Source organism: Phreatobacter sp. GW821-FHT04C01, assembly GCF_059420385.1.
Map to the genome: position 1 here is coordinate 603,919 of NZ_JBWKTP010000003.1, position 25,312 is coordinate 629,230.

General features: G+C 66.9%; 26 protein-coding genes. 9 read left to right on the top strand and 17 right to left on the bottom strand.

What is annotated here, in order from left to right:
* Positions 1-8: 8 nt before the first annotated feature.
* Positions 9-419 carry a DoxX family protein gene (locus tag AC07WJ_RS14545; protein ID WP_494935297.1) on the bottom strand — a complete coding sequence of 137 codons (411 nt, stop codon included), beginning with the start codon at positions 417-419 and terminating at the stop codon, positions 9-11.
* 150 nt (positions 420-569) lie between these two features.
* On the bottom strand, positions 570-2,234 hold the full coding sequence (locus AC07WJ_RS14550; protein WP_494935298.1) for an L-lactate permease: 1,665 nt from the start codon (positions 2,232-2,234) through the stop codon (positions 570-572).
* A gap of 322 nt (positions 2,235-2,556) precedes the next feature.
* Here AC07WJ_RS14550 and AC07WJ_RS14555 point away from each other — a divergent pair, with 322 nt between their 5' ends.
* A complete protein-coding gene (locus AC07WJ_RS14555; RefSeq protein WP_494935299.1) occupies positions 2,557-2,856 on the top strand; it encodes a hypothetical protein in 300 nt (99 codons plus the stop codon).
* A gap of 48 nt (positions 2,857-2,904) precedes the next feature.
* On the opposite strand, the gene AC07WJ_RS14560 is transcribed toward AC07WJ_RS14555, so the two are convergent.
* The 3 genes from AC07WJ_RS14560 to groES all read right to left on the bottom strand — a co-directional run bounded on the left by AC07WJ_RS14560 (position 2,905) and on the right by groES (position 6,673).
* Entirely contained in the window at positions 2,905-4,491 is a 1,587-nt protein-coding gene (locus AC07WJ_RS14560) for an ABC transporter substrate-binding protein (RefSeq protein WP_494935300.1), read from the bottom strand.
* Positions 4,492-4,689: 198 nt separating this feature from the next.
* Entirely contained in the window at positions 4,690-6,330 is a 1,641-nt protein-coding gene (groL, locus tag AC07WJ_RS14565; RefSeq protein ID WP_494935301.1) for a chaperonin GroEL, read from the bottom strand.
* Positions 6,331-6,382: 52 nt separating this feature from the next.
* Positions 6,383-6,673: a co-chaperone GroES gene (groES, locus tag AC07WJ_RS14570; RefSeq protein ID WP_136961041.1), complete on the bottom strand. Its 291-nt coding sequence runs from the start codon at positions 6,671-6,673 to the stop codon at positions 6,383-6,385.
* Positions 6,674-6,966: 293 nt separating this feature from the next.
* Here groES and AC07WJ_RS14575 point away from each other — a divergent pair, with 293 nt between their 5' ends.
* Both AC07WJ_RS14575 and AC07WJ_RS14580 read left to right on the top strand, forming a co-directional pair.
* Positions 6,967-7,425 carry a MarR family winged helix-turn-helix transcriptional regulator gene (locus AC07WJ_RS14575; protein WP_494935302.1) on the top strand — a complete coding sequence of 153 codons (459 nt, stop codon included), beginning with the start codon at positions 6,967-6,969 and terminating at the stop codon, positions 7,423-7,425.
* 76 nt (positions 7,426-7,501) lie between these two features.
* Positions 7,502-7,984 carry a PaaI family thioesterase gene (locus tag AC07WJ_RS14580; protein ID WP_494935303.1) on the top strand — a complete coding sequence of 161 codons (483 nt, stop codon included), beginning with the start codon at positions 7,502-7,504 and terminating at the stop codon, positions 7,982-7,984.
* 15 nt (positions 7,985-7,999) lie between these two features.
* On the opposite strand, the gene AC07WJ_RS14585 is transcribed toward AC07WJ_RS14580, so the two are convergent.
* From AC07WJ_RS14585 to AC07WJ_RS14595, 3 genes are all read right to left on the bottom strand, one after another.
* Positions 8,000-8,899, bottom strand: coding sequence for a DMT family transporter (locus AC07WJ_RS14585; RefSeq protein ID WP_494935304.1), 900 nt, complete (start codon positions 8,897-8,899; stop codon positions 8,000-8,002).
* Positions 8,896-9,675 carry a sulfite exporter TauE/SafE family protein gene (locus tag AC07WJ_RS14590; protein ID WP_494935305.1) on the bottom strand — a complete coding sequence of 260 codons (780 nt, stop codon included), beginning with the start codon at positions 9,673-9,675 and terminating at the stop codon, positions 8,896-8,898. Before AC07WJ_RS14590 ends, AC07WJ_RS14585 begins: the two co-directional genes overlap by 4 nt.
* Positions 9,676-10,017: 342 nt before the next feature.
* Positions 10,018-10,350 (bottom strand): DUF1127 domain-containing protein, encoded by a 333-nt coding sequence (locus AC07WJ_RS14595; protein ID WP_494935306.1) that lies wholly within the window; start codon positions 10,348-10,350, stop codon positions 10,018-10,020.
* A gap of 196 nt (positions 10,351-10,546) precedes the next feature.
* Between AC07WJ_RS14595 and AC07WJ_RS14600 the strand changes: the two genes are divergently transcribed.
* On the top strand, positions 10,547-11,428 hold the full coding sequence (locus tag AC07WJ_RS14600; protein ID WP_494935307.1) for a LysR substrate-binding domain-containing protein: 882 nt from the start codon (positions 10,547-10,549) through the stop codon (positions 11,426-11,428).
* 4 nt (positions 11,429-11,432) lie between these two features.
* Positions 11,433-11,834, top strand: coding sequence for a GFA family protein (locus AC07WJ_RS14605; protein WP_494935308.1), 402 nt, complete (start codon positions 11,433-11,435; stop codon positions 11,832-11,834).
* Between the two features lie 49 nt (positions 11,835-11,883).
* On the opposite strand, the gene AC07WJ_RS14610 is transcribed toward AC07WJ_RS14605, so the two are convergent.
* A complete protein-coding gene (locus tag AC07WJ_RS14610) occupies positions 11,884-13,254 on the bottom strand; it encodes a glutamate--cysteine ligase (RefSeq protein ID WP_494935309.1) in 1,371 nt (456 codons plus the stop codon).
* Between the two features lie 259 nt (positions 13,255-13,513).
* Here AC07WJ_RS14610 and AC07WJ_RS14615 point away from each other — a divergent pair, with 259 nt between their 5' ends.
* The 3 genes from AC07WJ_RS14615 (at position 13,514) to lepB (ending at position 16,958) form a co-directional block, all read left to right on the top strand.
* On the top strand, positions 13,514-14,209 hold the full coding sequence (locus AC07WJ_RS14615; protein WP_494935310.1) for a hypothetical protein: 696 nt from the start codon (positions 13,514-13,516) through the stop codon (positions 14,207-14,209).
* A 476-nt stretch (positions 14,210-14,685) separates the two neighbouring features.
* Positions 14,686-16,173: a histidine--tRNA ligase gene (gene hisS / locus AC07WJ_RS14620; protein WP_494935311.1), complete on the top strand. Its 1,488-nt coding sequence runs from the start codon at positions 14,686-14,688 to the stop codon at positions 16,171-16,173.
* Between the two features lie 65 nt (positions 16,174-16,238).
* On the top strand, positions 16,239-16,958 hold the full coding sequence (lepB, locus tag AC07WJ_RS14625) for a signal peptidase I (RefSeq protein WP_494935312.1): 720 nt from the start codon (positions 16,239-16,241) through the stop codon (positions 16,956-16,958).
* Positions 16,959-16,978: 20 nt separating this feature from the next.
* Here the strand turns inward: lepB and AC07WJ_RS14630 are convergent, their stop codons facing one another.
* The 5 genes from AC07WJ_RS14630 to dnaN form a co-directional block, all read right to left on the bottom strand.
* Positions 16,979-17,602, bottom strand: coding sequence for a trimeric intracellular cation channel family protein (locus AC07WJ_RS14630; RefSeq protein WP_494935313.1), 624 nt, complete (start codon positions 17,600-17,602; stop codon positions 16,979-16,981).
* A gap of 4 nt (positions 17,603-17,606) precedes the next feature.
* Positions 17,607-18,251 (bottom strand): nucleotide exchange factor GrpE, encoded by a 645-nt coding sequence (grpE, locus tag AC07WJ_RS14635; protein WP_494935314.1) that lies wholly within the window; start codon positions 18,249-18,251, stop codon positions 17,607-17,609.
* A 93-nt stretch (positions 18,252-18,344) separates the two neighbouring features.
* Positions 18,345-19,370, bottom strand: a complete 1,026-nt coding sequence (locus AC07WJ_RS14640; RefSeq protein WP_494935315.1) for a 2-dehydropantoate 2-reductase — start codon at positions 19,368-19,370, stop codon at positions 18,345-18,347.
* A gap of 15 nt (positions 19,371-19,385) precedes the next feature.
* Positions 19,386-20,297, bottom strand: a complete 912-nt coding sequence (folD, locus tag AC07WJ_RS14645) for a bifunctional methylenetetrahydrofolate dehydrogenase/methenyltetrahydrofolate cyclohydrolase FolD (protein ID WP_494935316.1) — start codon at positions 20,295-20,297, stop codon at positions 19,386-19,388.
* 6 nt (positions 20,298-20,303) lie between these two features.
* A complete protein-coding gene (gene dnaN / locus AC07WJ_RS14650) occupies positions 20,304-21,422 on the bottom strand; it encodes a DNA polymerase III subunit beta (protein WP_494935317.1) in 1,119 nt (372 codons plus the stop codon).
* 306 nt (positions 21,423-21,728) lie between these two features.
* Here dnaN and AC07WJ_RS14655 point away from each other — a divergent pair, with 306 nt between their 5' ends.
* Positions 21,729-22,151: a hypothetical protein gene (locus tag AC07WJ_RS14655; RefSeq protein ID WP_494935318.1), complete on the top strand. Its 423-nt coding sequence runs from the start codon at positions 21,729-21,731 to the stop codon at positions 22,149-22,151.
* A 119-nt stretch (positions 22,152-22,270) separates the two neighbouring features.
* On the opposite strand, the gene dnaA is transcribed toward AC07WJ_RS14655, so the two are convergent.
* The 3 genes from dnaA to rpsT all read right to left on the bottom strand — a co-directional run bounded on the left by dnaA (position 22,271) and on the right by rpsT (position 25,289).
* Positions 22,271-23,680 (bottom strand): chromosomal replication initiator protein DnaA, encoded by a 1,410-nt coding sequence (gene dnaA / locus AC07WJ_RS14660; RefSeq protein ID WP_494935604.1) that lies wholly within the window; start codon positions 23,678-23,680, stop codon positions 22,271-22,273.
* 163 nt (positions 23,681-23,843) lie between these two features.
* Complete coding sequence (locus AC07WJ_RS14665; RefSeq protein ID WP_494935319.1) at positions 23,844-24,224, bottom strand: rhodanese-like domain-containing protein; 381 nt, start codon at positions 24,222-24,224, stop codon at positions 23,844-23,846.
* 798 nt (positions 24,225-25,022) lie between these two features.
* A complete protein-coding gene (gene rpsT / locus AC07WJ_RS14670) occupies positions 25,023-25,289 on the bottom strand; it encodes a 30S ribosomal protein S20 (protein WP_494935320.1) in 267 nt (88 codons plus the stop codon).
* Positions 25,290-25,312: the final 23 nt, after the last annotated feature.

Below are 25,312 nucleotides of genomic sequence, written 5' to 3' on the forward strand. Positions count from 1 at the left end.
CCCTTCGGTCATCGGCCGCGGTTGCGCGCATCCAGCGACCACAGGCCGGGGCCGGTGGCGAACAGCTGCAGGAAGCCGCCGGCGATCGCCAGGTTCTTCATGAACTGGCCCATCTGCGCGGCATTGCCCGGTTGCAGGTGGAAAAACAGCGCCGCCAACAAGGTGAAGCCGGCCAGCAGCAGGGCCGCGAGCCGGGCCTGGTAGCCGACCAGGATCATGATGCCGCCGATCAATTCGACGATGATGACCAGCGGCAGGAGGATGCCGGGCACGCCCGCGGACGCCATATAGGCGGTCGCCCCGGCATAGCCGGTGATCTTGCCGAAGCCGGCCTGGATGAAGATCGCCGCGAGCAGAATGCGGGCGGCGAGCTTGGCGGCGTTGTTGAGCGCCGGATTGTCGAAGAGATTGTCGAACATGCTGATCCCCATGGCCTGTGAGCGGTTTCGCGCACCCCGTCTGTAAAACTCTGTCATGAACCGGGTGAGTCGACGCAGCCGCGCGGAGAGCCGGGGCCTGCGGCAGAATGTCGCCGCGGAGCCGGCGAGCCGGACCCCGCGGCGGCGGGCCTATTGCAGCACCATGGCGCTGAACGGCCAGACATAGGCCTGCAGCATGACCAGGCCGCCGACCAGGCAGGCCAGCACGATCGAGTGCCAGAACACGTAGCGCAGGATCGAGCCCTCATGCCCGACCCAGTTGGTCACGGTGGAGGCGACGACGATCGACTGGGCGTCGATCATCTTGCCCATGACGCCGCCGGACGAGTTCGCCGCGCTCATCAGGATCGGTGAGATGCCCAACTGCTCCGACGTGATCTTCTGCAGATTGCCGAACAGCACGTTGGAGGCCGTGTCCGAGCCGGTCAGCGCCACGCCCAGCCAGCCGAGCAGCGTGCCGAAGAACGGATAGAGGATGCCGGTGGCGGCGAAGGCGAGGCCGAGCGTCGCGTCGAGGCCCGACAGCCGGGTCAGGGTGCCGATGGCCAGCATCGCCGAGATGGTGATCAGCGAATAGGCGCAGAGCCGGATGGTCCGGCCATATTCCAGGATCATCCGGGCCGGTGAGAAGCCCATGATGAAACCGGAGATGATCGCGGCGATGAGCATGCCGGAGCCGGTGAACGACAGGTAGGTGAAGGCGAAGACCGCGCCCTCCGGGGTCGGCCGGGCCGCCACCGGCGCCACCTTGTTGATCATGTTGTGCAGTTCGGGAACCGGATAGTTCCAGGTGAAGATCGGGTTGACCGCGTTCTTGAACCAGCCTGTGCCCCAGATCAGCATGACGATGCAGACGATGATCCACGGCATCAGCGCGCTCCACAGCTGCTGCTGGGTGAGCGGCGTCTTGTCGAGCGCCGGCGCGGCGGCCATGGTGCCGGCGGAATCGTCGCGGCTGCGCAGCGCCGGCGACAGCCACAATTGCCGGGGCTGCCAGACCCGCAGGAAGCCGATCAGGCAGGCCATCGAGATCAGCGAGGCGCCGATGTCGACGATCCAGGGGTTGATGTAGTTCGAGATCAGGAATTGCGGCACGGCGAACGACACGCCGGTGACCAGGATGGCCGGCCAGATTTCCTTCATGCCACGCCAGCCGGCGAAGGCCCAGATCAGCCAGAACGGCACGATCAGCGAAAAGAACGGCAATTGCCGGCCGACCATGGCGCCCAGGATATAGGGATCGAAGCCGGTGACCTGGGCGAGGCCGGCGATCGGCGTGCCGAGCGCGCCATAGGCGACCGGCGCGGTATTGGCGATCAGCGACAGGCCGGACGCCGCCAGCGGCGAGAAGCCGAGGCCGATCAGGATGGCGCCGGTCACCGCGACCGGCGTGCCGAAGCCCGAGGCGCCCTCGAAGAAGGCGCCGAACGAGAAGGCGATGAGCAGCAATTGCAGGCGGCGATCCGGCGTGACGTTGCCGATCGCCCGTTGCAGCAGCTCGAACCGGCCGGTCTTCACCGTCACCTGGTAGAGGAAGATGACGTTGAGCACGATCCAGCCGATCGGGAAGAAGCCGGTGACGACCCCCAGGATCGAGGCCCGGATCGACATGTTGGCCGGCATGGTGAACAGGAAGATCGCCACCAGATTGGCGAGCACCAACGCGATGATCGCCGCGATATGGGCCTTGACCTTGCCGCTGGCGATCAGCACCAGCAGCGTCACCACGGGGATGGCCGCGACGATCGTCGACAGCACCACGTTGTCGAAGGGATTGTAGACTTGGTTCCACATGGCGTGAGACCTCCCCGCCGCGTTTGCTCCGCCACGGTTCGGTTCTTGTCGGTGTCGGAGTGCTCCCGTGGCGGCGGCTGCTCCGCAGCTGAGCCCTGGCGCAGTGTCGAGATCGGGTCCGACCCGGCTCGACGCCGATGCTGGATTCGCTTGTTACACCGTAGGTTGGACAAATTGTCGCAGCTAGCCGCGGCAGCCTGTCGCGGCGGCCCGGCGCACCTAAAAGGTGGCCCTGTTCATCACATCGTCGTGATCGGATAGGCTGTGCCTGAAACCGATCGGCGCGTTGGGCACGGACGCGCCACAGACTGAGGAGACTGTGATGAAAGTCTTGGGCGCCATGCTGATACTGACCGCCCTGGTCGCGGCGCCGGCGGCGTCGCCGGCCGAGGCCCAGCCCGCCATGCCGGGTTTCGCCCAAGGCGAGGCGGCCTGCCGCCGGGCCTTGCCGGTCGCGCGCCGCTTCGTCGGCCGGCCGGAGCGGCTGGTGCGCGCCCGCTTTCGCCCGCCGGCCGGCGTCATCGTGCGGTATTGCCAGATGTGCACGCGCGACTACCGGCCGAACCGCCTGACCTTCGGGCTCGACGGCCGCGCCATCGTGCGCAGCGCCGGCTGCGGCTGATCTGCGCGCCGCGCGCCGGCGACACCGGCGCGCGGTCTCGTCCGGTCGTCAGACGCGCCGGGCGTTCCAGAACACGATCTGGCCCTTCAGAATGCCGGCGATATTACGCCGGTAGGCCGATTTCGAGAAATACTGGCCGGTCGGCAGGAACGGCACCTGTTCGAGCGCCACCTTCTGGATATCGGCGGCGACGCGCTTCTGGGTCTCGGTATCCGGCGCGTCCAGCCAGGCGTCCTGCAGCCGCTGCAGGTCGGGCAGGTCGGGCCAGCCGAACCAGGCTTTCGCGCCATTGGCCCTGAGCGGCTGCATCACGGCCGGGTTGACCACGTCGAGGCCGATCCAGGTGGTGTGGAACATGTTCCAGCCGCCCTGGGCCGGCGGCTCCTTCTTGCCGCGGCGCTGCACCACCGTGCCCCAGTCGGACACGGCGAAATCGACATTCATGCCGAGCTGGCGCAGCAGATCGTTGCCGACCTCGCCGATGGCCGCGAGCGACGACTGGTCGCTCGCCGACATCAGCACGACGCGCTCGCCCTGATAGCCGGCCTGTTTCAATTTCTCGCGCAGCGCCGGCATGTCGCGCTTGCGCGTGATCACGTCGAGGCCGGCATCGCTGGCCATTGGCGTCCCCGGCGGGAAGATGCCGACGCCTTCGCGCCACATGGTCTGGTCCGTGCCGGCGACCGAGGTCATGAAATCGGCCTGCGACATGGCCTCCAGCACGACCCGGCGCACCGCCGGCTTGTCGAAGGGCGGGTGCAGGCAGTTGAAGATGCCGGTGCCCATGATGCCGAGCGGATTGAGCTGCTCGGTCACCACGTTGCGGTTGCGCTCCAAGGGCGCCAGCAGATCGTTCGGCGGGTTCTCCCACCAATCCGCTTCGCCGCTCTGCAACGCGGCCGAGGCGGTGGCCGGATCCGGCATGACCAGCCACTCGACCCGGTCGAAATGGGCGACCTTCGGCCCGGACAGCCAGTCGGGCGTGCCGCCCTCGCGTGGGCGATAGCCGTCGAAACGCTCATAGACCGCACGGGCGCCGACCAGGCGTTCGCCGGGCACCCATTTGAACGGCCCGGAGCCGATGGCCTCGGTGATCGGCTTGAACGGGTCGGTATTGGCGAAACGCTCGGGCAGGATGACCAGGGCCGGCGGCCCGACCTTGGCGAGTGCGTCGAGCAGCGCCCCGAACGGCTTGGTGAGGCGGATGACGAAGCTCTTGTCGTCGGGCGCCGACATTTCGGTCACCCTGAGCATCAGCGCCTGGCCAAGCGCGTCGCGCGCCGCCCAGCGCTTGATCGAGGCGACGCAGTCGCGGCCGCGTACCGGCTCGCCGTCGTGGAAACGCAGGCCGTCGCGCAGCTTGAAGGTCCAGCGCTTGCCGTCGTCGTCCACCGTATGGCCTTCGACCATTTGCGGCTGGGGCTTCAGCTGGCTGTCGAGGCCGTAGAGCTGATCATAGACCAGCAAGGCATGGTGGCGGGTGACATAGGCCGTGGTGCCGATCGGATCGAGCATGGTCAGGTCGGCCTGCGGCACATATTTCAGCACGCTGGCGCGGGCGGTGGTCTGGGCGAGCGTCGATCGCGGCAGGGCGGCCGCGGCGAGGGCGCCGGTCAGGAAGCTACGGCGTCGCATGTCGATCTCCATTTCAATGCGTCTTCGGACGACGGTCCGGCGGCCCCGGGGGGAGGGCGCCGATTGGCCGGCAACCTCCCATGACGCAAAGCCGCTGCCAATGGCTGAACAGCCTTGCGCGATCACCGGGCCCGCCGCTCAAACGAAAAGGGGCGCCGCGAGGCGCCCCTTCCGTATGCGTGACGACAGGTGGCTGGATCAGAAATCCATGCCGCCCATGCCGCCGCCGCCCGGCATGGCCGGAGCAGCGCTTTCCTTCTTCGGCGCTTCGGCAATCATCGCGCCCGTGGTGATGAGCAGCGAGGAAACCGAGGCGGCGTTCTGAAGGGCGGTACGGACCACCTTCACCGGATCGACGATGCCGGCATCGAACATGTCGACATATTCTTCCGTCTGGGCGTTGAAGCCGTAGGTCGCCGACTTGTTCTCCATGATCTTGTTGACCACGATCGAACCTTCGACGCCGGCGTTCTCGACGATCTGACGGATCGGCGCTTCGATGGCCTTCAGCACGATGTTGATGCCGGCCTGGACGTCGGCATTCTCGGACTTCAGCTTCTGGACATTGGCCTTGGCGCGGAGCAGAGCGACGCCGCCGCCGGGGACGATGCCTTCCAGCACGGCCGCGCGGGTGGCGTTGAGCGCGTCGTCAACGCGGTCCTTCTTTTCCTTGACCTCGACTTCGGTGGCGCCGCCGACCTTGATCACCGCAACACCGCCGGCGAGCTTGGCCAGGCGCTCCTGCAGCTTCTCGCGGTCGTAGTCCGAGGTGGTTTCCTCGATCTGCGCCTTGATCTGGCCGATGCGGGCCTCGATGTCCTTCTTCTTGCCGGCGCCGTCGACGACCGTCGTCTTTTCCTTCTCGATCAGCACCTTCTTGGCGCGGCCGAGCATCTGGAGCGTGACGTTCTCGAGCTTGATGCCCAGGTCTTCGGAGATGACCTGGCCGCCGGTGAGGATCGCGATGTCCTCGAGCATCGCCTTGCGGCGATCGCCGAAGCCCGGAGCCTTCACGGCTGCGACCTTCAGGCCGCCGCGCAGCTTGTTGACCACGAGGGTGGCCAGGGCCTCGCCCTCGACGTCTTCGGCGACGATGATCAGCGGCTTGCCGGTCTGGACGACCGACTCGAGCACCGGCAGCATGGCCTGCAGGCCGGTCAGCTTCTTCTCGTGGATGAGGATATAGGCATCCTCGAGGTCCGCGATCATCTTGTCGGCATTGGTGATGAAGTAGGGCGACAGGTAGCCGCGGTCGAACTGCATGCCTTCGACGATGTCGACTTCGGTGTCGAGGCTCTTGGCCTCTTCGACCGTGATGACGCCCTCGTTGCCGACCTTCTGCATGGCGTTGGCGATCATGTCGCCGATCAGCTTGTCGCCGTTCGCCGAGATGGTGCCGACCTGGGCGACTTCAGCCGAGGACTTGACCTTCTTGGCCGACTTCTCGAGCGTCTTGACGACTTCGAGAACGGCCTGGTCGACGCCGCGCTTCAGATCCATCGGGTTCATGCCGGCGGCGACGAACTTGGCGCCTTCACGGACGATGGCCTGGGCGAGAACGGTGGCGGTGGTGGTGCCGTCGCCGCCGAGGTCGTTGGTCTTCGAGGCCACTTCGCGCACCATCTGGGCGCCCATGTTCTCGAACTTGTCGGCGAGCTCGATCTCCTTGGCGACGGTGACGCCGTCCTTGGTGATGCGCGGGGCGCCGAACGACTTCTCGATCACGACGTTGCGGCCCTTCGGGCCCAGCGTGACCTTCACGGCTTCGGCGAGGATGTCGACGCCGCGCAGCATTTTCTCGCGCGCGTCCTGGGCGAATTTCACGTCCTTGGCAGCCATCTGGCTTACTCCTGTCGGCAAAAACTAAAGGGGGATAGCGGGTGGAGCGAAATTACTTCGCGATCACACCCATGATGTCGCTCTCCTTCATGATCAGGAGGTCGACACCGTCGATCTTCACTTCCGTGCCCGACCACTTGCCGAAGAGCACTTTGTCGCCCTTCTTCACGTCGAGCGGAACCAGCTTGCCAGCCTCGTCACGGGCGCCGGCGCCGACGGCGATGACTTCGCCTTCCTGCGGCTTTTCCTTGGCGGTGTCCGGGATGATGATGCCACCCTTGGTCTTTTCCTCGGACTCCAGGCGACGGACGACCACGCGATCGTGCAGCGGACGGAACTTCATGGGTTGATGGTCCCTGAAATGAGCGGCGCGACGGCCGCGAAATGTCGTGGCGGCCGAGACCGGCCGAGCTGTTGGCACTCACATCAGGTGACTGCTAACAGCTGGTCGGGGAGATAGGCGCATGCCCGGGAAGAGTCAAGAACGGGCCGAAATACGGTTAATGCCGGAAGCCTGCGGGACAGTCGAAATAGTCTCCGCCGGCCTCCGATGCCGCCGCGTCCCGGGGTGTCTCTGCCCGGGCCGGACAACAACAGAAGCTTGACGTGGGTCTTGTCCCGCCGGATCGTGACAACATGAAGACGGCCCCTGATCACGCCACCCTGACGCGGATCGCGCGTTCCTGCATCTGTTTCCAGACCCGGATGACCGCCCACGCGGTGACCCGCGCCTATAACCGGGTGCTCGCGCCCCTCGGCCTGGAGGTCACCCAGTTCAACATCCTGGCGGCGCTGGCCGCGGGGCAGACGGCGTCGGTGACCCAGCTGTCCGACGCACTGGCGCTCGACCGCACCACCATGACACGCAACCTGAAGCGGCTCGAGAGCTCCGGCCTGGTCAGCGTCTCCAACGGCCCCGGCCGGGCGGTCAAGCCGGAACTGACCGAGACGGGCATCGGTCTCCTGTCGACCGCCATCCCACTCTGGGAGGCCGAACATGCGCGCATGGAAGGCGCGGTCGGCGTGGCGCTGTGGCACGACACTCGCGAGGGCTTGCGCGCCATCCGCAAGACGCTGAAGGCGCGCGAGGCTTAGTGGGCCTTGCCCAAAGCCACAGCGCTTGACCGGTGCTCCCACTCTCCGTAACGTGCTATTACACGATAGGTGACAGATGACGATTCACTACGGTGTTGTTCCGCCCGCCCAGGCCACCGCCCAGGATGGCATCGACTTCCTCCGGGACATGCTGGCCGGGCGCCATCCGGCGCCGCCGATCGCCAGGACCATGGGTTTCATCCTGACCGAAGTCGAACCGGGCAGGGCGGTGTTCGAAGGCACGCCGACGGCGGATTTCTACAATCCGCTCGGCACCATTCACGGCGGCTGGCACGCCACGATCCTGGATTCGGCGCTCGGCTGCTCGGTCCATACGCTGATCAAGGCGGGGCAGGGCTACACCACCGTCGAGATGAAGGTGAACTATGTCCGCGCCCTGCAACCCGACGCCGGGCTGCTGCGCTGCGAGGGCAAGGTCATTCACGCCGGCAGCCGGATCGCCACGTCGGAAGCCCGCCTCATCGACGCCAAGGGCCGGCTGATCGCCCATGGCACCGAGACCTGCATGATCTTCGAGGCGCGCCCGCCGGCGGCCTGAGGCCGGCCGGCCCGGTCAGCGCCGGGTCACCGCCAGGCAGGCCGCGACGATCAGCGCGGCGCCGGCCCAGGTCGTCCAGCTCGGCACCTCGCCGAAGGCGAAATAGCCGAGCGCCGAACTCCAGACCAGCGCGGTATATTCGAGTACGCCGAGCGGCCCGGCATTGGCGCGGGCGAAGGCCCAGGCCATGCAGAGGTGGCCGACCAGGCCGAGCAGCCCGATGCCGATGAACAGAAGCCAGGAAGACGGCTCGGGCGTTTGCCAGACCATGAAGGCGAAGGGCGCGATCATGAGCATCGGGAACAGGTTCTGGAACAGCACGATCAGGCCGAGCGCGTCGGTCTGGGCGCGCTTCCTGAGCAGCACCAGGTTGGCCGCGTAGAACAAGGCGCTGAGGATCGCCGCCGCGATGCCGAGCATGCGGGTGAGGTCGAACTCGCCGCCGCCGACCTTGCCGGCGACGATCACGGTCATGCCGATGAAGCCGACGGCAATGGCGATCAGCACGGCCGGCGGGATCGGCTCCTTGAGGATCAGGGCGGCCAGAACCGCCAGGAACAGCGGCGACAGAAAGGCGAGCGTGATCGCTTCGGCGAGTTCCAGGTGGGCGAGCGCGTAGAAGAACAGCGATGCGGTCACCACCACCAGGGCGCCGCGCAAAAGATGGGCCCGAACCATGGCGGCGCTCGGCGGCGCCGGCCTGAGCACGGCGAGCGCCAGCAGCGCCCAGGGCATGCCGCAGGCGAAACGCATGAACACGATCTGCGCGGTCGGATAGGAGGCCGCGCCCTTGATCAGGCCGTCCATCAGCGACAGCAGGAAAATGCCGAAGGCGGCGACCAGGAACGGCATGCGCAGGGCATGGCGGGGCCGGGCCTTGCTGGTCCTGCTCTTGTCGGAGATTTCCGTCGTCATGCCGGCCACAATGCCCTGACCGCGTCCCACAGCAGCTTGGCACCGGCGATTCCGACCAGCCCATAGCAGAGGCCGTAGAGTTTTTCGCGCGACAAACTGTCATGCAGGCGCCGGCCGATCAGCACGCCGACCGGGACGATCGGCGCGAGCGCGAGGGCCTTGGCGAAGACCGCTGGCTGGTCGAGCCCGGAATAGACATAGCCCGGCAGCTTGATCAGATTGCCGAGCGTGAACACCACGATCGTCGTCGCGGCATAGGCCGACTTGGTCAGGTCCCGGCGCAACAGATACATGGCGAGCGGCGGGCCGCCGGCATGGGCCACATAGGTGGTGAAGCCGGCGCCCGCGCTGGCGGCCAGCGCCAGTCCCGGCGATACCGGCATGCCGGGTTCGGTCGAGGCGGCCTTCAGGAAATAGCGGCCGGTGAAGGCGAGCGTGATCAGCGCGATGATCAGCGCCACGATGCGCCGGTCGACGAATTCGAACACCAGGAAGCCGACAAAGGTGCCGGCCACCAGGCCCGGCAGCAGCCAGACGAGGTCGGGTTTCGACCAGGCGCTGCGCGGAAAGCTGCCGAGCGCGAAAATATCCATGAAGGCGACGAGCAGCGCAGTGACGATCGACGCCTGGATCGGATCCATGACGAGCGCCAGCAAGGGGATGCCGAGGATCGCCAGGCCGCCGCCGAAAGCGCCCTTGCCGAGCCCCATCAGGAAGGTCGCCGTGATGCCCACGGCATAGAACATCGGATCGGTGGGCAGGGCCGCGAGCGTCATCAGCGATTGCTATCCGGGCTATGCGCGGCGCGATAGATCAGCGGGAGCGATGCAACCATGCGGCATCCATCGTTGTGATCACCCAGGGCCTGCGGCGCGCCGCGACATTCGGTCGGCAAGAAAAAAGCCGCCGTGGCGGACCACGACGGCTTGAGGTTGTCCCGAGCGGCGGGCGAGGGGACGACCGGCCCTCGGGACAGGCTGTGCGGAGCGCGGGGAAGGGCTCTCCGCGCAAGAGCAGGCTCAAGCCAGACGGCGTCGGCAGGCTTGAAGAAAATCGGCATCAGGCCGATCGGCTGTGGCGGACCGGCGCGCTCCGTCCCGTGGGACGGAGCAGGCGGATCAATTGTAGGCCGCGGCGCGCGGCAGATGGGCGGCGACGTCGGGAACGATCGACGGGCCGGTGACGCTTGCCTGCGGCCGGCGGCCATGGCCGCGTTCGGCGGCACGCGTCGCCACGATCACAGTCGGATCGCCGAAATATCCGGCAGCCGTGGCGTCTCGAAGATCGCCCCGCGACAAGCCGAGATCGGCCAGCGTTTTGTCGTCCATCTCGCACAGGGCTGCATAGTCCTGTCGCGCCTGACGCCAGGAATTGACAGCCTGGACCTGACGACGCGCAACGGCGACCACCGAGAAGAAGGCGGAGGCGAGGGTAGCGGTGATCATGGCCATGAGGTGTCTCCTTTCAGACATCATGCGGACAAGCAGTACCTGACGCCCGTGCCGGGTGGCACGCGCGGCCGGGAATCACCCGTGCGGTTGGTCGCTTTCCGATGGGCAGACGATCTCATATTCAGATTGATCATTGAAGCGAATGTTTTTAATGTGTCTCATCAGAGACGCTGATGCGAACCTTGTGGGCACTCCGATGGCCGTTCTTCTCGACATCGATCAATTGCGAACTTTCATGGCGATCGCCGATACCGGCAGCTTCACGCGCGCAGCCGACGTGGTGTTCAAGACCCAGTCGGCCGTGTCGATGCAGATGAAGCGGCTGGAGGAGCGGGTCGGCAAGCCGTTGTTCGAGCGCGACGGCCGCGCGTCGCGGCTGACCGAGGACGGCGAGCGGCTGCTCGACTACGCCAGGCGCATCGTCAAATTGAACATGGAGGCCGTCTCGGCCTTTTCCGGCGCCGAATTGACCGGCCGCGTCCGACTCGGCGTGCCCGACGATTACGCCGATCGCTATTTGCCGGAAATCCTGGCGCGCTTCTCGCGCTCGAACCCGCGCGCCGAGGTGACGGTGGTGTGCGAACCCTCGTCCATGCTGGCCGAACGCATTCAGGCCAATGATCTCGACATCGCCATCATCACCCACCGGCCGGAAAAGGGGCCCGCGCTGGTGTTCCGGCGCGAGCAGCTTCTGTGGGTGGCGTCGGCGCGTTCGTCGGTCCACTGCGACGATCCGATCCCGCTGGCCGTCGGGCGGCCGACCTGCGACTGGCGTCGCGCCGCGACCGAACGGCTGGAAAGCGCCGGGCGCGCCTATCGCATCCTCTATGCCAGCTGGAACTCGACGGCGGTCGGCGCCGCCGTCATGGCCGGGCTCGCCGTATCGGTCTTGCCGGAATCGGCGCTGAGGCCCGGCATGCGCGTCCTGCAGGCGGCGGACGGCTTCCCGGCCCTGCCCAGCGTGCGCATCGCGCTGCTGCGCAACCCGCACGAAATGTCGGCGCTGGCCGATGCGCTGGCCGACCACGTGGTCTCGGGCCTCGACAACCTGAGTGAACACGCGCAGGCCGCCGAATAGTCCGATGAGGCGCCATTTCGGCTCATGCCATTGCGGCGCGGTGACCTTCCGGCTCGACGCCGACATCGTCGAGCTGACGACCTGCGACTGCTCGCTGTGCGTCAAGCGCAACGCGCTCATGACCAAGGTCCATGAGAGCGAACTGACCATCCTGACCGGCGCGGACCTGCTGACGCTCTACGAATGGAATACGCGCCGCGCCAGGCATTATTTCTGCGCCCGATGCGGCATCTACACCTTTCATCGCAAGCGTGCGGCGCCCGACCACTACGGCGTCAACATCTTTTGCCTGGATGATTTCGACGCGTCCGGCCTGCCGGTACGCGCCACCGAGGGGATCGGCATGTCCGTGGTCGATCCCGCCGCCCGCGACCAATGGCCGGGGCCGCGCGAGCCCTTGGCCTGACCGCCGGCCGACGGTTTCGACGCCCGGCGCTGCGATCCGCCAAGCCCGGTCAATAGGCGAGTTCGTCGAAAACCGGGTCGATCTGGCCCTGCCAGGGACCGAGATATTTCTCGATCAGTGCCTCGGCGGCGGTGCGCCCGTCGTCGACGATCATCTGGATCGGCTCGAGATAACGGGTCTCGTCGCAGCCGTTGATGTCGAGCCGGTCGCGGCGGCGCAGGCCGGCGCGCGCCAGCGTCAGCATCTGCCTGGCCAGTTCCTGCACGGTGATGCCGCGGATTTCGGCCTTGAAGCCGAGCTTCGGCACATCTTCGCGCAGCTTCTGGCGCTCTTCCGCCGTCCAGTGCTTGACGATGTCCCAGGCCGCGTCTAGCGCGCCATCGTCATAGAGCAGGCCGACGAACAGCGCCGGCATGGCCACGATGCGCGACAGGGGACCGGAATCGGCGCCGCGCATTTCCAGGTAACGTTTGAGCCGGACCTCGGGGAAGATCGTCCCGAGGTGATTGACCCAGTCCGACAGCACCGCGCGCTCGCCGGGCAGCGAATTCAGCCGGCCGGCCATCAGGTCGCGGAACGAGGCGCCGGCGACGTCGTGATAGGTGTCGCCGCGCTTGACGAAATACATGGGAACGTCGAGCGCATAGTCGACATAGCGCTCGAAGCTCATGCCGTCCTCGAAGGCGAAAGGCAGCATTCCCGCCCGGTTGTTGTCGGTATCGAGCCAGACCGCCGAGCGGAACGACAGATAGCCGTTGAGCTTGCCTTCGGTGAACGGCGAATTGGCGAAGATGGCGGTGGCGACCGGCTGCCAGGCAAGCGATACCCTGAGCTTCTTGACCATGTCGGCTTCCGAGCCGAAGTCGAGATTGGCCTGCACCGTCGAGGTCCGGTACATCATGTCGAGGCCGAGGCTGCCGACCTGCGGCATGTAGCGCGTCATGATCTGATAGCGCGATTTCGGCATGACCGGCGTCTCGGCGCGCGACCATTTCGGGCTCATGCCGAGCCCCAGGAAGCCGATGCCGAGCGGATCGGCGATCTCGCGCACCTGGGCGAAATGGGCATGCGCCTCCATCCAGGTCTGGTGCAGCGTCTCGAGCGGCGCACCCGACAGCTCGAACTGGCCGCCCGGCTCGAGCGAGATCGCGCCGCCGCCGGTGACGTCGGCGAGCCCGATGATGTTGTCGTCGTCGAGGATCGGCTCCCAGCCGAGCAATCCCTCCATGCCCTGGAGGATCTTGGCGATGCCGCGCGGGCCGCCATAGGGCACCGGCTGATGATCGGCCCGGTAGAAGCCGAATTTCTCGTGTTCGGTCCCGACCCGGAAGCGATCCCTGGGTTTCACGCCCTTCTCGATCCATGCGACCAGTTCGTCGCGAGATTCGATCGGCGTGAGGTCGACGGTATCACGAGCCATCGGCATGTCCTGAGCGGGAGGCGATTACGGGCCGGGCAACAAACCACGGCACCGCGGAGGCGGGATAGTCCGGGGAGATAACGATGACGCGACCATTTCGAAAGGGGTGTCGGTCATAGTGCTGCCATCCGGCAAACACAATGCAGCCCCGCGAAGCGGCTGGATGGCCGGCCCTGCCTTGCCCGGCCGCCGTCATCTCGTCGGACGGCCGGCCATGGTATCGTCACCCCAGCGATTCGACCGGAGGCCAGTCTCGCCAATGCATTCGACCGCTCTGATCCGCAATGCGCTGACGGCAGGCCTTGCCGCGAGCCTCGCCGTCTTGGCGTCCGCCGCCGACGCCCAGGCCCCGGCCCCGGCGGCCACTCCGGCCCCGGTTCAGCAGGCGGTACCGCCGGTCCAGCAGGCCCCCGACACCGTGCTGCCGGCGCCCATCGGCCCGGCCGCCGTCGATATTTCCGCGGCCATCAAGCGCGCCCAGGAGGCCGCCAGCGCCGGCCGCTCGACGGAAGCGCTGGACGCCCTCGACGAGGCGGCGGTGACGATCTGGGAGCGCATGCCGCTGACGGTGCGCCGCGCGACCTTCGTCGCCGAGGAGCCGCAGGGCTACGGCGTGTTCAATCCGCGCGATTCCTCGAGCTTCGAGGCCGGCCAGCCGCTGCTGGTCTATGTCGAGCTCAATGGCCAGGGCTGGCGCCGGTCCGGCGACCTGTTCCGCACCGACCTGGTGCTCGATTTCGAGTTGCGCACCAAGGACGGCCAGGCGCTGGTCGCCCAGCAGGCCTTCAACACCATCGCCACCGCCAGCCGGCGGCGCAATCGCGAGTTCTTCGTCTACGTCACCTATTCGTTCTCGGGCGTCGAACCCGGCGATTATGTGGTGCGCACCACGGTGCGCGACCGGGCCGGCAGCAAGCAGACCTCGTTCGACCTGTCGTTCACGGTCAAGCCCTAGCGTTCGCACACATCTTTCAGATGAGCCCGAATGCGCCGCTCTTCGAAATTTCGCGCCGGAACCACCACTGTTCACCTCTCCCCGGCGGGGAGAGGTCGGCGCGTAGCGCCGGGAGAGGGAGAGTTGTAGCTTCAGGACAACGCTTTACGCGCTTCGCATGGTGACATCCGTCTCGTGCCTCGCCCCCTCTCTTGACCGCTCGCTACGCTCGCGGTCGACCTCTCCCCGCCGGGTAGAGGTAAAGAGTGGTGGTTCCGGTGCGCCTTCAAGGTCGGAAGGAGCCCACATAAGGCGCTGAAACGACGCAGATTTCTGAGATGTGTGCGAACACTAGCCGTCAAGACCTAATCCCGCCGGCCCTGCGGTCAGCTCCGGTGAAACCGTAGCGGGCCTCCCCGGATCAGGCCTTCAGGTCGACATCGATCCGAGGGTGCGCTAGCAAGCGGGCCTGAAGTTTCGCGCCAAAAGGCCGCTCCATGTCCGAGAATCCGAAAAAGAAATCCGGCCCGCTGGCCCGCCTGCCGCGTGGCTTCGCCGATCGGGGGGCGACCGAGATCGCCGCCACCAATGCCATGATCGAGACCATTCGCCGGGTCTTCGAGCTCTATGGCTTCGAGGCCGTGGAAACGCCCGCCTTCGAATTCACCGATGCGCTCGGCAAGTTTCTGCCCGACCAGGACCGGCCGAACGAAGGCGTCTTCTCGTTGCAGGACGACGACGAGCAATGGCTGTCGCTGCGTTATGACCTCACCGCGCCGCTGGCGCGCTATGTCGCCGAGAATTTCGACGCGCTGCCGAAACCCTATCGCAGCTACCGTGTCGGTTATGTTTTCCGCAACGAGAAGCCCGGCCCCGGCCGCTTCCGCCAGTTCATGCAGTTCGACGCCGACACGGTCGGCGCGGCGACGCCGGCGGCGGATGCCGAGATCTGCATGATGGCGGCCGACACCATGGAAGCGCTCGGCATCCAGCGCGGCGACTATGTGGTCAAGATCAACAACCGCAAGGTGCTCGACGGCGTGCTCGATGCGATCGGTCTCGCGGGCGAGGACAATGCCGGCAAGCGGCTGACCGTGCTGCGTGCCATCGACAAGCTCGACAAATTCGGCCCGGAGGGCGTCAGGCTGCTGCTCGGGCCCGGCCGCAAGGACGAGAGCGGCGACTTCACCAAGGGCGCCGGCCTGGACGAGGCGGCGATCGGCCGGGTGCTGGCCTTCACCGCCGCCAAGGGCGCCGATGCGCGGGCAACGCTCGCCAATCTCGATGTGGTGGTGGCCGGTTCCGAGCGGGCGCAGGCTGGTGTCGCCGAGCTGAACGTCATGGCCGGCCTGTTCGCCGCCGGTGGCTATGCCGAGGACCGCATCGCCATCGATCCCTCCGTGGTGCGCGGCCTCGAATATTATACCGGCCCGGTCTTCGAGGTCGAACTCACCTTCCCGGTGACCAATGACGAGGGCCAGGTGGTCCGCTTCGGCTCGGTCGCCGGTGGCGGCCGTTATGACGGCCTGGTGGCGCGTTTCCGCGGCGAAGAGGTGCCGGCGACCGGCTTCTCGATCGGCGTGTCGAGGCTTGCCGCCGCCCTGAAATCGCTCGGCAAGCTCGGTGCCACGGCGGTCGCCGGCCCGGTTGTCGTGCTGGTCATGGACAAGGACCGGGTGGCCGACTACCAGGCCATGGTCGCCGAGCTGCGCCGGGCCGGCATCCGCGCCGAGATCTATCTCGGGTCGTCGGGCATGAAGGCGCAGATGAAATATGCCGACCGGCGCGGTGCGCCGGCGGTGATCATCCAGGGCTCGAACGAGCTCGCCGCCGGCGAGGTGATGATCAAGGACCTGGTCGCCGGCGCCGAGGCGGCGAAGTCCATCACCGACAATGCCGAATGGCGGGCGGCGCGGCCGGCCCAGTTCGCGGCGCCGCGCGCCGGCCTGGTCGAGGCGATCCGGACCCTGTTGAGCCAGGGCTGAAAATCGCCGCATCCTGGCCGCATTCGACACGGATGGTCCGGCCGCCCCCGTTCGGACCTCATCTCATGTCGAAGATTCGCGACCTCGCCAGCACCATCATCGGCGCGCTGGCCATTGTCCTGGTGCTGCGCTCCTTTGCTTTCGCCACCTATCATATTCCGAGCGAAAGCATGGTGCCGACGCTGGAGGTCGGCGACCGGGTCGCGGCGGTCAAGTTCCCCTTCGGCTACAGCCGTTTCTCGCTGGTCGGCGGTGAGTATCTGCCGCGCTTCCCTGGCGAGACCGGCCGGATTCCCGCCGCCATGCCGGCGCGTGGCGACGTCACCGTGTTCCGCCATCCGACCTCGGGCGAGGATTTCATCAAGCGGGTGGTCGGCCTGCCGGGCGACCGGGTGGCGATCCGCGAGGGCCGCGTCTGGCTGAACGGCGTCGCGGTGCCGCTGGCCGAATCCGCGCATTGGACCTATCGCGATCCGTCTGGCGCGATCGTCGCGGTCACGGCCTATCGCGAAACGCTGCCGGGCGCAGAGCCGCACACCATCCTGCTGCGCGACCGGCGCAGCCCGATGAGCGACATGGCCGAGGCGATCGTGCCCGAAGGCCGGCTGTTCATGCTCGGCGATAACCGGGACAATTCCGCCGACAGCCGCTTCTCGTCCATGGGGTTCGTGCCGGTGGAAAACCTGATCGGGCGGGCCGACGCGATCCTCTATTCGTTCGCCAGCTGCGCCGGCGAAGCCGGGCTGCGCTGCGCTCCGCGCCGCATGCTCGAACGGGTCGAATAGGATCGGCTGCCCGATCGGACCTACTCGTCGCGCCTGACGCCATATTGCGGCATCGACAGGCCATGGCTGATCGCCAGCCCGCGCGCCGCGAAGGCGACTGCGAAACCGAACAGCGTCGGCAGCGGCGGCGGCACGACGGCGGAGGTCAGCGCGAAGACGGTGGCGCCGGCCAAGGCCGCGGTGACATAGATGTCGCGCTTGAGCACCAGCGGCACGTCGCCGGCCATGATGTCGCGGATGATGCCGCCGAAGGTCGCCGTGACCACGCCGAGCAGCACCGCCGAGACCGCGGGAGCGCCGGCGGCGAAGCCGCGTGCCGTGCCGCTCACCGCGAACAGGGCGAGGCCCAGCGCGTCGGCCCACAGCAGGATGCGGGTGCGGCTCGCCGTCTCGAACAGATGCGCGGTGAAGAAGGCGGCGATCGAGACGGCGGCGCAGACCAGCACCGCCGTCGGATCGAAGATCCAGCTGATCGGCGTGGCGCCGATCAGCAGGTCGCGCAGCGTGCCGCCGCCGATCCCGGTGACGGTGCCGAGCATGATGAAGCCGAAGGGGTCCATGGACTTGCGTGCCGCGACCAGCGCGCCGGTGAGGGCGAAGACGCCCACACCCATCAGTTCGATGGCCTGCTGGACCCCCAGCACGGCCTCATGCGCCTTCGGAGGGCGCCGTAGCCGCGGCGGCCTTCGGCCCGCCCTTGGAAACGCCGACCAGTGCCGGCCTCAGCACCCGCTCGCCGATCACGAAACCGGCCTGCACGGTTTGCACCACCGTGCCGTTGGGCAGCTCCGGATTGGGCAGTTCGAACATGGCCTGATGCAGGTTCGGGTCGAATTTCTGGCCGTTCGGCTCGATCTTCCTGACGCCGTGTTTCTCCAGCGTCTTGAGCAATTCACGTTCGGTCAGGCTGATGCCGTCGACAAAGGCCTTGAGCGGCCCGTCCTCGGCCTGGGCCTCGGCGGGCGCACTTTCGAAGGCGCGGCGCATGTTGTCGGCGACGCTCAGCATGTCGCGGGCAAACGAGGTCACGCCATAGACCTTGGCGTCGGCAACCTCGCGCTCCGTGCGCTTGCGCAGGTTTTCCATCTCGGCGAGCGTGCGCAGCAGGCGGTCCTTCATCTCGCGGGCCTCGGCGCGTGCGGCGGCAAGCTCCGCCTCGCGCGCATCGCCGGTCTCGCCCTCGGGCTCCTCGTGCTTGGGCACGTCCTGGGCCGGGTCGGCGCCGGGCGGGTTCTCGTGGGCGGGGGCATCGTCGCGGGGCGCGAACTCATGCGCTTTGTTCGGGTTGTTCATGGAAACTCGCTGGCTGCGGACAAAGGGGTTGGGCCCGATATCGAGCCTTGCGCGCCGGAAATCAAGGTTGGCGACGCGCGGAGCAGGCCCCGATCACCTGATGCCGAGCCGCTGTAGCAGCTCCGCACCCGAATAACGCCGGGATCCTCCGTCCTGTTTCACCAGTTCGGTCGTCGCGGCATTTTTTGGCGCCGCCATGCCGCGCGTCGCGGCCAGCGCCACGATCGCGCCGCAGAGATCGTCGATCTCGGTCGGACGCCCGGCCCGCAGGTCGTCCCACATCGACGACCGGGCTTGCGGGTCGATCTTCAGCATGCCGGCGGCAATGCGCCGGAACACCCAGGTCGGCAGCCGCAGGATGGCTGGGACGAGGCGTGGCGGGGCAGGGCCGATCCGGGCGGGCGTGATGCCGGCCTTGGCCATCACCTCCAGCGCCTCCTCCTGAAGCGCCGCCAGGACCCGCCGGTAACCGGTTTCGAGCAGTTCGTCGCGCAAGGGCAGGCCGGCCAGGGCGTTGACGGGATTGTTGAGATTGAACAGGAGCTTGCCCCATTGCACCGCGGCCATGTCGGCGGCAAAGCGCAGCGGCAGCCCGGCACGCGCGAAGGCGGCTTCCGCCGAGCGGCTGGCGGCATGATCCTCGACCCGCAGGTCGCCCGAGGTCGCGCGATGGGCGGTCAGGCGTCCCGTGCCGTCCGGTGTCAGCACCACATTGAACGGCACCATGCCGGCGAGAGCCAGCAGGCCGGGCGCCGCCGCCTTGATACGCGCGATATTGTCGACGCCGTTCTGCAGCGACAGCACCGGTGTGCCGGCCGGAAAGGCCCGGGCGATCTCCGCCGCGGCTGCGGCCGTGGCGCCGCCCTTGGTGCACAGCAGCACGAGGCCGGGCCGCCGGCCCATGGCCGCCTCGGCGACGCTGTCGACCACGACGAGGGATCTGGGCGTGAGTTCGGTGCGAAAGCCGTCGAGATCGCTGACGATGAGGCCCTGGCTGTCCAGGGACCGGGCAATCTGCGGCCGCGCGACGAACACGACGTCTTCGCCGGCCGCCGCGAGCCGGCCGCCGACATGGCAGCCGATGGCGCCGGCACCGACAATGACGAACCCGGCTGCCATTGTCGGTTGCTCCGGTCAGGTCGCCCCGAAAGCGGGCCGTGGCAGGCCCTCGCGCAGATGCGCGGCGGTCACCGTATTGGCCATCAGCAGCGCGATGGTCATGGGCCCGACCCCGCCTGGCACCGGCGTGATCGCGCGCGCGACGTCCGCGGCCTCGGCGGTCGCGACGTCGCCGACCAGGCGGGTCTTGCCTTCGCCGCGCTCGGGCGCCGGGATCCGGTTGATGCCGACATCGATGACCACGGCACCGGGCTTGACCCAGGAGCCGCGGATCATTTCGGGTCGGCCGACGGCGGCCACCAGCACATCGGCACCGCGGCAGACGGCGGCGAGATCGGCGGTCCGGGAATGGGCAATGGTGACGGTTGCGTCGCGCTGCAGCAGCAATTGGGCGATCGGCTTGCCGACGATGTTCGACCGGCCGACGACCACCGCGGTCTTGCCGGCGAGCGAGGCGCCCAGCACGCTCTCGATCAGGATCAGTGAGCCGGCCGGGGTGCAGGGCACCAGGGCGCGCGCGGTGGCGCCGCTGCCGAGCAATCCGACATTGACCGGATGGAAGCCGTCGACATCCTTGGCCGGATCGATCGCCATCAGCACCCGATCGGTATCGATCGTCTTGGGCAAGGGCAATTGCACCAGGATGCCGTCAATGCCGGCATCGGCATTGAGCTTGGCCACCAGGGCCAGGAGTTCGGCCTCGGTGGTGGTGACGGGCAGGTTGTGCTGCTCGGAGCGGAAGCCCGCGGCATCGGCCTCGCGGCCCTTGTTGCGGACATAGACCTGGCTTGCCGGATCTTCGCCGACCAGCACGACCGCCAGCCCCGGCGGGCGTCCGGCCTTGGCGCTGAACGTGCCGGCGGCGGCGCGCGCCTTGGCCAGCACGGTCTGGGCGACGGCCTTGCCGTCGATGATGCTGGCGGTCATCGGGGTCTAGACCCGCATCGGCATGAGCACGTAGAGCGCGCCCGGGCCGGTCGGATCCTGGATCAGCGTCGGCGAGCCGGGGTCGGCGAGTTTCAGCTCGACCGTATCGCCGTCGACCTGGCCGGTGATGTCGAGCAGGTAGCGTGAGTTGAAGCCGATATCGATGGCGTCCGCCTCGTAGGACACCTCGACCTCCTCGGTCGCGCTCCCCGAATCCGGGTTGGTCACCGACAGCGTCAGCTTGCCGTCGGCCGCCGACAGCTTGACCGCCCGGCCGCGCTCCGACGAAACCGTCGACACGCGGTCGACCGCGGCGGCGAATTCGGACTTCTCGACGGTCAGGATCTTGTCGTTGCCGAGTGGGATGACCCGCGCATAGTCGGGGAAGGTGCCGTCGATCAGCTTGGAGGTCAGCACGGTCTCGCCGAAGCGGAAGCGGATCTTCGCCGTCGAGAGCTCGACGGTGACCGCGGCGTCTGGATCATCGGCGAGGCGCTGCACCTCGGCGACCGTCTTGCGCGGTACGATGACGCCGGGCATGCCGACGGCGCCCTGGGGCGCCTCGAACTCGACCTGGGCAAGCCGGTGGCCGTCGGTCGCGACCGCCCGGAGCAGGCTGACACCGGCCTTTTCGACCGTGTGGATATAGATGCCGTTCAGATAATAGCGCGTCTCTTCGGTCGAGATGGCGAACTGCGTCTTGTCGATCAGCCGCTTCAGGTTCTTCGCCGCGACCTCGAAGCTGTGGCTCATTTCGCCGGCCGCGATATCGGGGAAATCGCTTTCCGGGATGGTCTGCAGGGTGAAACGCGAGCGGCCGGCCCTGACTGCCAGCGTGCCTTTGTCGCCGACCGTTTCGATCACCACCTGCGAGCCGTCGGGCAGCTTGCGCACGATGTCATAGATCATGTGGGCGGGAACGGTGGTGCCGCCGGACTGGCCGACTTCGGCCGCCAGGCTCTCGACCACCTCGATGTCCAGATCGGTGGCCTTCAGGCGCAGCGAGGCGCCGTCGGCGCGCATCAGCACATTGGACAGAACCGGAATCGTGTTGCGCCGCTCGACGACGCGATGCACGTGTCCGAGGGATTTCAGGAGCTGGGCCCGCTCGACGGTCACCTTCATCAACGCTGCTCCAAGACATGGCCGGGGCGTGCGATCAAGCCGCCGCCGAAAAACAAGGGACGACAGTCAAGCCTGCGCGCGCACATGTTTCAAGGGCGCACGCTGCACTGCGAACAGCTTTCAAGCCCGGTTTGACCGATTGCGCAAGCTCGCGTTGGCGGGAGTCCGGATTCTCGGCGCTTTTTTGACTGAAATCAGCAGCTTGTGTCCGATGTCGGGTGGCGATGGGCCTTGAATTGGCCATTGAAAGGGAGGAAGAATCGCCAGGATATTTTGCATGCCGCCGAATGGCGGAAGGAGTTCGTGATGTCCAAGGAACGGCTTGAACGGCATTCGCCCTTGCTGCGCGGCAGCCTGCTGGCGCTGGTGGTTGCGGCAGCGATGGCTCCGCTGCTGCTGGCGCTGCCCGCCTCCGCCAACCGCTTCGGCGGCCCGGGCGGGGATCGCCTGCAGACCGATGATCCGCGCAATCGCGTCACCGTATCGGTCCGCACTGTGCCGGTCGGCGCCTTCTGCGTCCGGGCGGTCGAGGCGGTCGGCTACGACCCCAGGCTCAACCAGCGGCTCTATCGGGTGCGCTTCAATTCCGGTGTCATGGCCAGTCTCGGCGTGACGGCCTATGAAAATGCCCTGGCCAGCGCCCGCACCGAGCAGGATGCCCTGCACGGACTGGAATATGCGCAGCGCGATGCCGCGCCCTTCCGGCGCAGCCCTGCCGACTGCCTCTGAACGTCCAGGAGGCTGAGCGCGAAACGGCCGGGCGTTTCACCGCGAGACGACCGGGTCCGTCGCTTGCCATCGGCTGATGTCGCGGGGCGATCTCCCCGCGACGCCGCATGCCGCGGGCTTCAGTCGTTCAGCCGGCGCTTCAGCACTTCCACTTCTTCGTTCAGGGCCGGGTCCTGGCCGACGAGGCCTTCGATCTTGCGCACCGCATGCAGCACGGTCGTGTGATCCCGACCGCCGAAGCGGCGACCGATCTCCGGCAGCGACCGGAGCGTCATGGTCTTGGCCAGGTACATGGCGATCTGGCGCGGCCGGACCACGGTGGCGGTGCGCCGTGATGACAGGATGTCCGAGCGGCTGACATTGTAGTGCTGCGCGACGATCTTCTGGATCTCCTCGATCTTGACGCGCTTCGGCTCGGCGACCCGGACGAGATCGCGGATCGACCGTTCCGCCATCTCGACCGTGACGGGCTGATTGGTCAGGCGGTTGGACGCCAGCAGGCGATTGAAGGCGCCGTCGAGGTCGCGGCCGTTCTGCGTCACATGTTTGGCGACGTAGCCGAGCACCGCCAGCGGCACGTCGAAGCCCTGGTGCTGGGTCCGGGCCTGGGTGAGCTTCTGCTTGAGGATGTCGAGTCGGAGATTCTCGTCCAGCGCGCCGATCTCGACGGTCAGGCCGCCGGCGAGCCGCGAACGAACGCGCTCATCGAGGTTCTCCAGGTCCGACGGCGGCCGGTCGCCGGCGACCACGACCTGCCTGCCGGCATCGATCAGGGCATTCAGCGTGTGGCAGAACTCGGCCTGGGTCTGCTTGCCCTGGAGGAATTGCAGGTCGTCGATGATCAAGAGGTCGATATTGCGCAGCGCCTCCTTGAAGGCGATCGCCGTCTGGTTCTTCAGCGACGCGACGAAGCCGAAGGTGAACTTCTCGGCGGTGAGATAGAGAATGCGCCGGCCGGCGGCCTGGGCGGTGCCGGCAATGGCCTGCAGCAGGTGGGTCTTGCCGAGGCCGACGCCGGCATGGATGTAGAGCGGATTGAACAGCACGCTGTCGGTGGCGCGCGACTGGGCGACCTGCAGCGCGGCGGCGCGGGCCAGCGTGTTGGAGCGGCCTTGCACGAAGCTGTCGAAGGTCAGGCGCGGGTCGAGCGGCGAGCCGCCCAGCGCATCGCTGTGGCCATGGGCGACGGGTGCCTGGTCGGGCGTCCGCGGTGCGCTCGACTGGATGATCGGGCGGACCGCTTCCGGCAGCGTCTTCGGCTTCAGCGGCGCGCGATTGGTGACCGCGGTGCGCACCGTCATGTCGATGCGGACCGGCTGCGCGGCCTCCTCGCTCCAGCGGGCGATGATGCGGTCGCGATAGTGATTGTCGATCCAGCTCTTCAGGAAGCGCGTGGGCACCGACAGGCGCACGGCATCGTCGGCGGCCTGATCGATCTCGATGCTCTTGAACCAGCTGTTGAACACGTCCTCGCCGAACTCGGCGCGCAAGCGACGGCGCACCCTCTCCCAGACAGCGCCCGCCCGCATGGCATCGTTCATCGTCTCGGTCTTGTCTTCGGTCAGGTCACGGACAAGTTCGGGGGTGGCGAACACGAGATTCTCCATCGTCGGTATGCGGCAATTAACGGGGCGAAACGCAGGTGATCCGGGCGGCGGATCGAAACGGCTTATGAGGCGGGCGCAGTGGAAATCAGGTCTGGGTCCAAGGGAGCCCGTCGACCTTCCACCCCGCCACCCGGCCACGGTGGCCGTCGGGGTCGGGAGGGCCTTCAAAGCCTCCGGCGACGTTGAAACATCTGGCATGCCCGGCTGCGGTCATGGCGATGGCCGCGGCCTTCGAGCGAACGCCCGAACGGCACAGAAAATAGAGGGGCGCCTCCTTGCCGATCCCGCGCCCGGCGAGCGCGGCGTCCAGCTTGGCGACGAAATCGGCATCGATCTTCATGGCGGGAAACACCTGCCATTCGGCCCGGATCGGCTCCTTGCCCGCCGCCTTCAGGTCGGGCAAGCCGACATAGGCCCACTCGGCAGTCGTGCGCACGTCGACCAGCTGGGCCGATGCATCCTGCATCAGCGCTTCCAGGCAGGTTCGCGGTCCAGCATCGCCGGCATAACCGGCATCATTCAAAGACGACATATGACCCCCATGCGAACGTCGTTGCGCCCGCACGCCTCAATTCCAATGGTACGTTCTTGCTCAAGGGTCCGATTGCCGCTTAGTCTTGGTGCCGCTGCAGCGATCGAACCACGAAGTTCCAACAATTCTTCTAAAGTTTTACCTGGATTAATTGTCCCGGATACAGGGACAAGCTTTCCGTTCCCGCCTCGCGACGGGCTGTTACTTCAGATGTTTCGTGAAACTCGAAGTGGCCCCCCCGAGTGCTTTGAACGATACACAGCGGCCCCGGCCTGGGCAACGGATTTCAATTAAGAAATGGTAAACGGCGCGGCCTTGACAGGCTACGCGTTTTCGGCACGCGATAAGCCGGCTTTCAACCCACTGACGAATCGTTGAAATCCGAATCCCGATCGGGCTTTCCTGGGTGCGGACGGGACAAAATTTCGCCCCGAACAGAGGTTTTGGGGTACCTCCAGATCGTTCGTTGCGGATGCGATACGAACTGTCCCCATTGTAGTCATTTGATATTGCTTGCGTTTTTCTGAGAGATTATGAGCCGGGTCACGGTCGGCCGGTCCTGTGTGAAACGAAAAATTTAGGTTGCATTGCTTCTCTTCGCCCTGTGGCAAGGCCGCAACGGCTCCCTTGGGGAAGCCCTTACGGCAGGTCGTTCCGGCGCCTGTCGGACAACAAAAACCCGGCCGCGAGGCCGGGTTCGGTAGTCCTGCAATGGTTGCAGTGATCGAGGCGTCAGGCGCCGATCTTGGCGACCTGGTGAGCCAGGCGCGAGACCTTGCGCGAAGCCGTATTCTTATGAAGAACACCCTTCTGGGCAGCGCGCATGATTTCCGGCTCCGCGACCTTGAGCGCGGCGGCTGCCGCGGTCTTGTCGCCGCTGGCGATCGCCTCGTCGAGCTTGCGCAGGAAGGTGCGCATGCGCGAACGGCGCGACTGATTGACTGCGGTGCGCCGCGCGATGACGCGGGTAGCCTTCTTGGCAGAAGCGGTGTTGGCCATGGGTTTCCTGTCCCGGTGGCTGG

Bases quoted from the DNA above. Each gene is read 5' to 3' on its own strand.
- groES (WP_136961041.1), bottom strand. From the start codon at position 6,673: ATGAAGTTCCGTCCGCTGCACGATCGCGTGGTCGTCCGTCGCCTGGAG.
- groL (WP_494935301.1), bottom strand. From the start codon at position 6,330: ATGGCTGCCAAGGACGTGAAATTCGCCCAGGACGCGCGCGAGAAAATG.
- AC07WJ_RS14585 (WP_494935304.1), bottom strand. From the start codon at position 8,899: ATGACGACGGAAATCTCCGACAAGAGCAGGACCAGCAAGGCCCGGCCC.
- lepB (WP_494935312.1), top strand. From the start codon at position 16,239: ATGTCGAAGATTCGCGACCTCGCCAGCACCATCATCGGCGCGCTGGCC.
- rpsT (WP_494935320.1), bottom strand. From the start codon at position 25,289: ATGGCCAACACCGCTTCTGCCAAGAAGGCTACCCGCGTCATCGCGCGG.
- AC07WJ_RS14580 (WP_494935303.1), top strand. From the start codon at position 7,502: ATGACGATTCACTACGGTGTTGTTCCGCCCGCCCAGGCCACCGCCCAG.
- AC07WJ_RS14615 (WP_494935310.1), top strand. From the start codon at position 13,514: ATGCATTCGACCGCTCTGATCCGCAATGCGCTGACGGCAGGCCTTGCC.
- AC07WJ_RS14610 (WP_494935309.1), bottom strand. From the start codon at position 13,254: ATGGCTCGTGATACCGTCGACCTCACGCCGATCGAATCTCGCGACGAA.
- AC07WJ_RS14590 (WP_494935305.1), bottom strand. From the start codon at position 9,675: ATGACGCTCGCGGCCCTGCCCACCGATCCGATGTTCTATGCCGTGGGC.
- AC07WJ_RS14600 (WP_494935307.1), top strand. From the start codon at position 10,547: ATGGCCGTTCTTCTCGACATCGATCAATTGCGAACTTTCATGGCGATC.
- grpE (WP_494935314.1), bottom strand. From the start codon at position 18,251: ATGAACAACCCGAACAAAGCGCATGAGTTCGCGCCCCGCGACGATGCC.
- AC07WJ_RS14640 (WP_494935315.1), bottom strand. From the start codon at position 19,370: ATGGCAGCCGGGTTCGTCATTGTCGGTGCCGGCGCCATCGGCTGCCAT.
- AC07WJ_RS14555 (WP_494935299.1), top strand. From the start codon at position 2,557: ATGAAAGTCTTGGGCGCCATGCTGATACTGACCGCCCTGGTCGCGGCG.
- AC07WJ_RS14560 (WP_494935300.1), bottom strand. From the start codon at position 4,491: ATGCGACGCCGTAGCTTCCTGACCGGCGCCCTCGCCGCGGCCGCCCTG.
- AC07WJ_RS14545 (WP_494935297.1), bottom strand. From the start codon at position 419: ATGTTCGACAATCTCTTCGACAATCCGGCGCTCAACAACGCCGCCAAG.
- AC07WJ_RS14605 (WP_494935308.1), top strand. From the start codon at position 11,433: ATGAGGCGCCATTTCGGCTCATGCCATTGCGGCGCGGTGACCTTCCGG.
- AC07WJ_RS14595 (WP_494935306.1), bottom strand. From the start codon at position 10,350: ATGGCCATGATCACCGCTACCCTCGCCTCCGCCTTCTTCTCGGTGGTC.
- dnaA (WP_494935604.1), bottom strand. From the start codon at position 23,680: ATGCGGGCGGGCGCTGTCTGGGAGAGGGTGCGCCGTCGCTTGCGCGCC.
- AC07WJ_RS14550 (WP_494935298.1), bottom strand. From the start codon at position 2,234: ATGTGGAACCAAGTCTACAATCCCTTCGACAACGTGGTGCTGTCGACG.
- AC07WJ_RS14665 (WP_494935319.1), bottom strand. From the start codon at position 24,224: ATGCAGGATGCATCGGCCCAGCTGGTCGACGTGCGCACGACTGCCGAG.
- AC07WJ_RS14575 (WP_494935302.1), top strand. From the start codon at position 6,967: ATGAAGACGGCCCCTGATCACGCCACCCTGACGCGGATCGCGCGTTCC.
- AC07WJ_RS14655 (WP_494935318.1), top strand. From the start codon at position 21,729: ATGTCCAAGGAACGGCTTGAACGGCATTCGCCCTTGCTGCGCGGCAGC.
- hisS (WP_494935311.1), top strand. From the start codon at position 14,686: ATGTCCGAGAATCCGAAAAAGAAATCCGGCCCGCTGGCCCGCCTGCCG.
- dnaN (WP_494935317.1), bottom strand. From the start codon at position 21,422: ATGAAGGTGACCGTCGAGCGGGCCCAGCTCCTGAAATCCCTCGGACAC.
- folD (WP_494935316.1), bottom strand. From the start codon at position 20,297: ATGACCGCCAGCATCATCGACGGCAAGGCCGTCGCCCAGACCGTGCTG.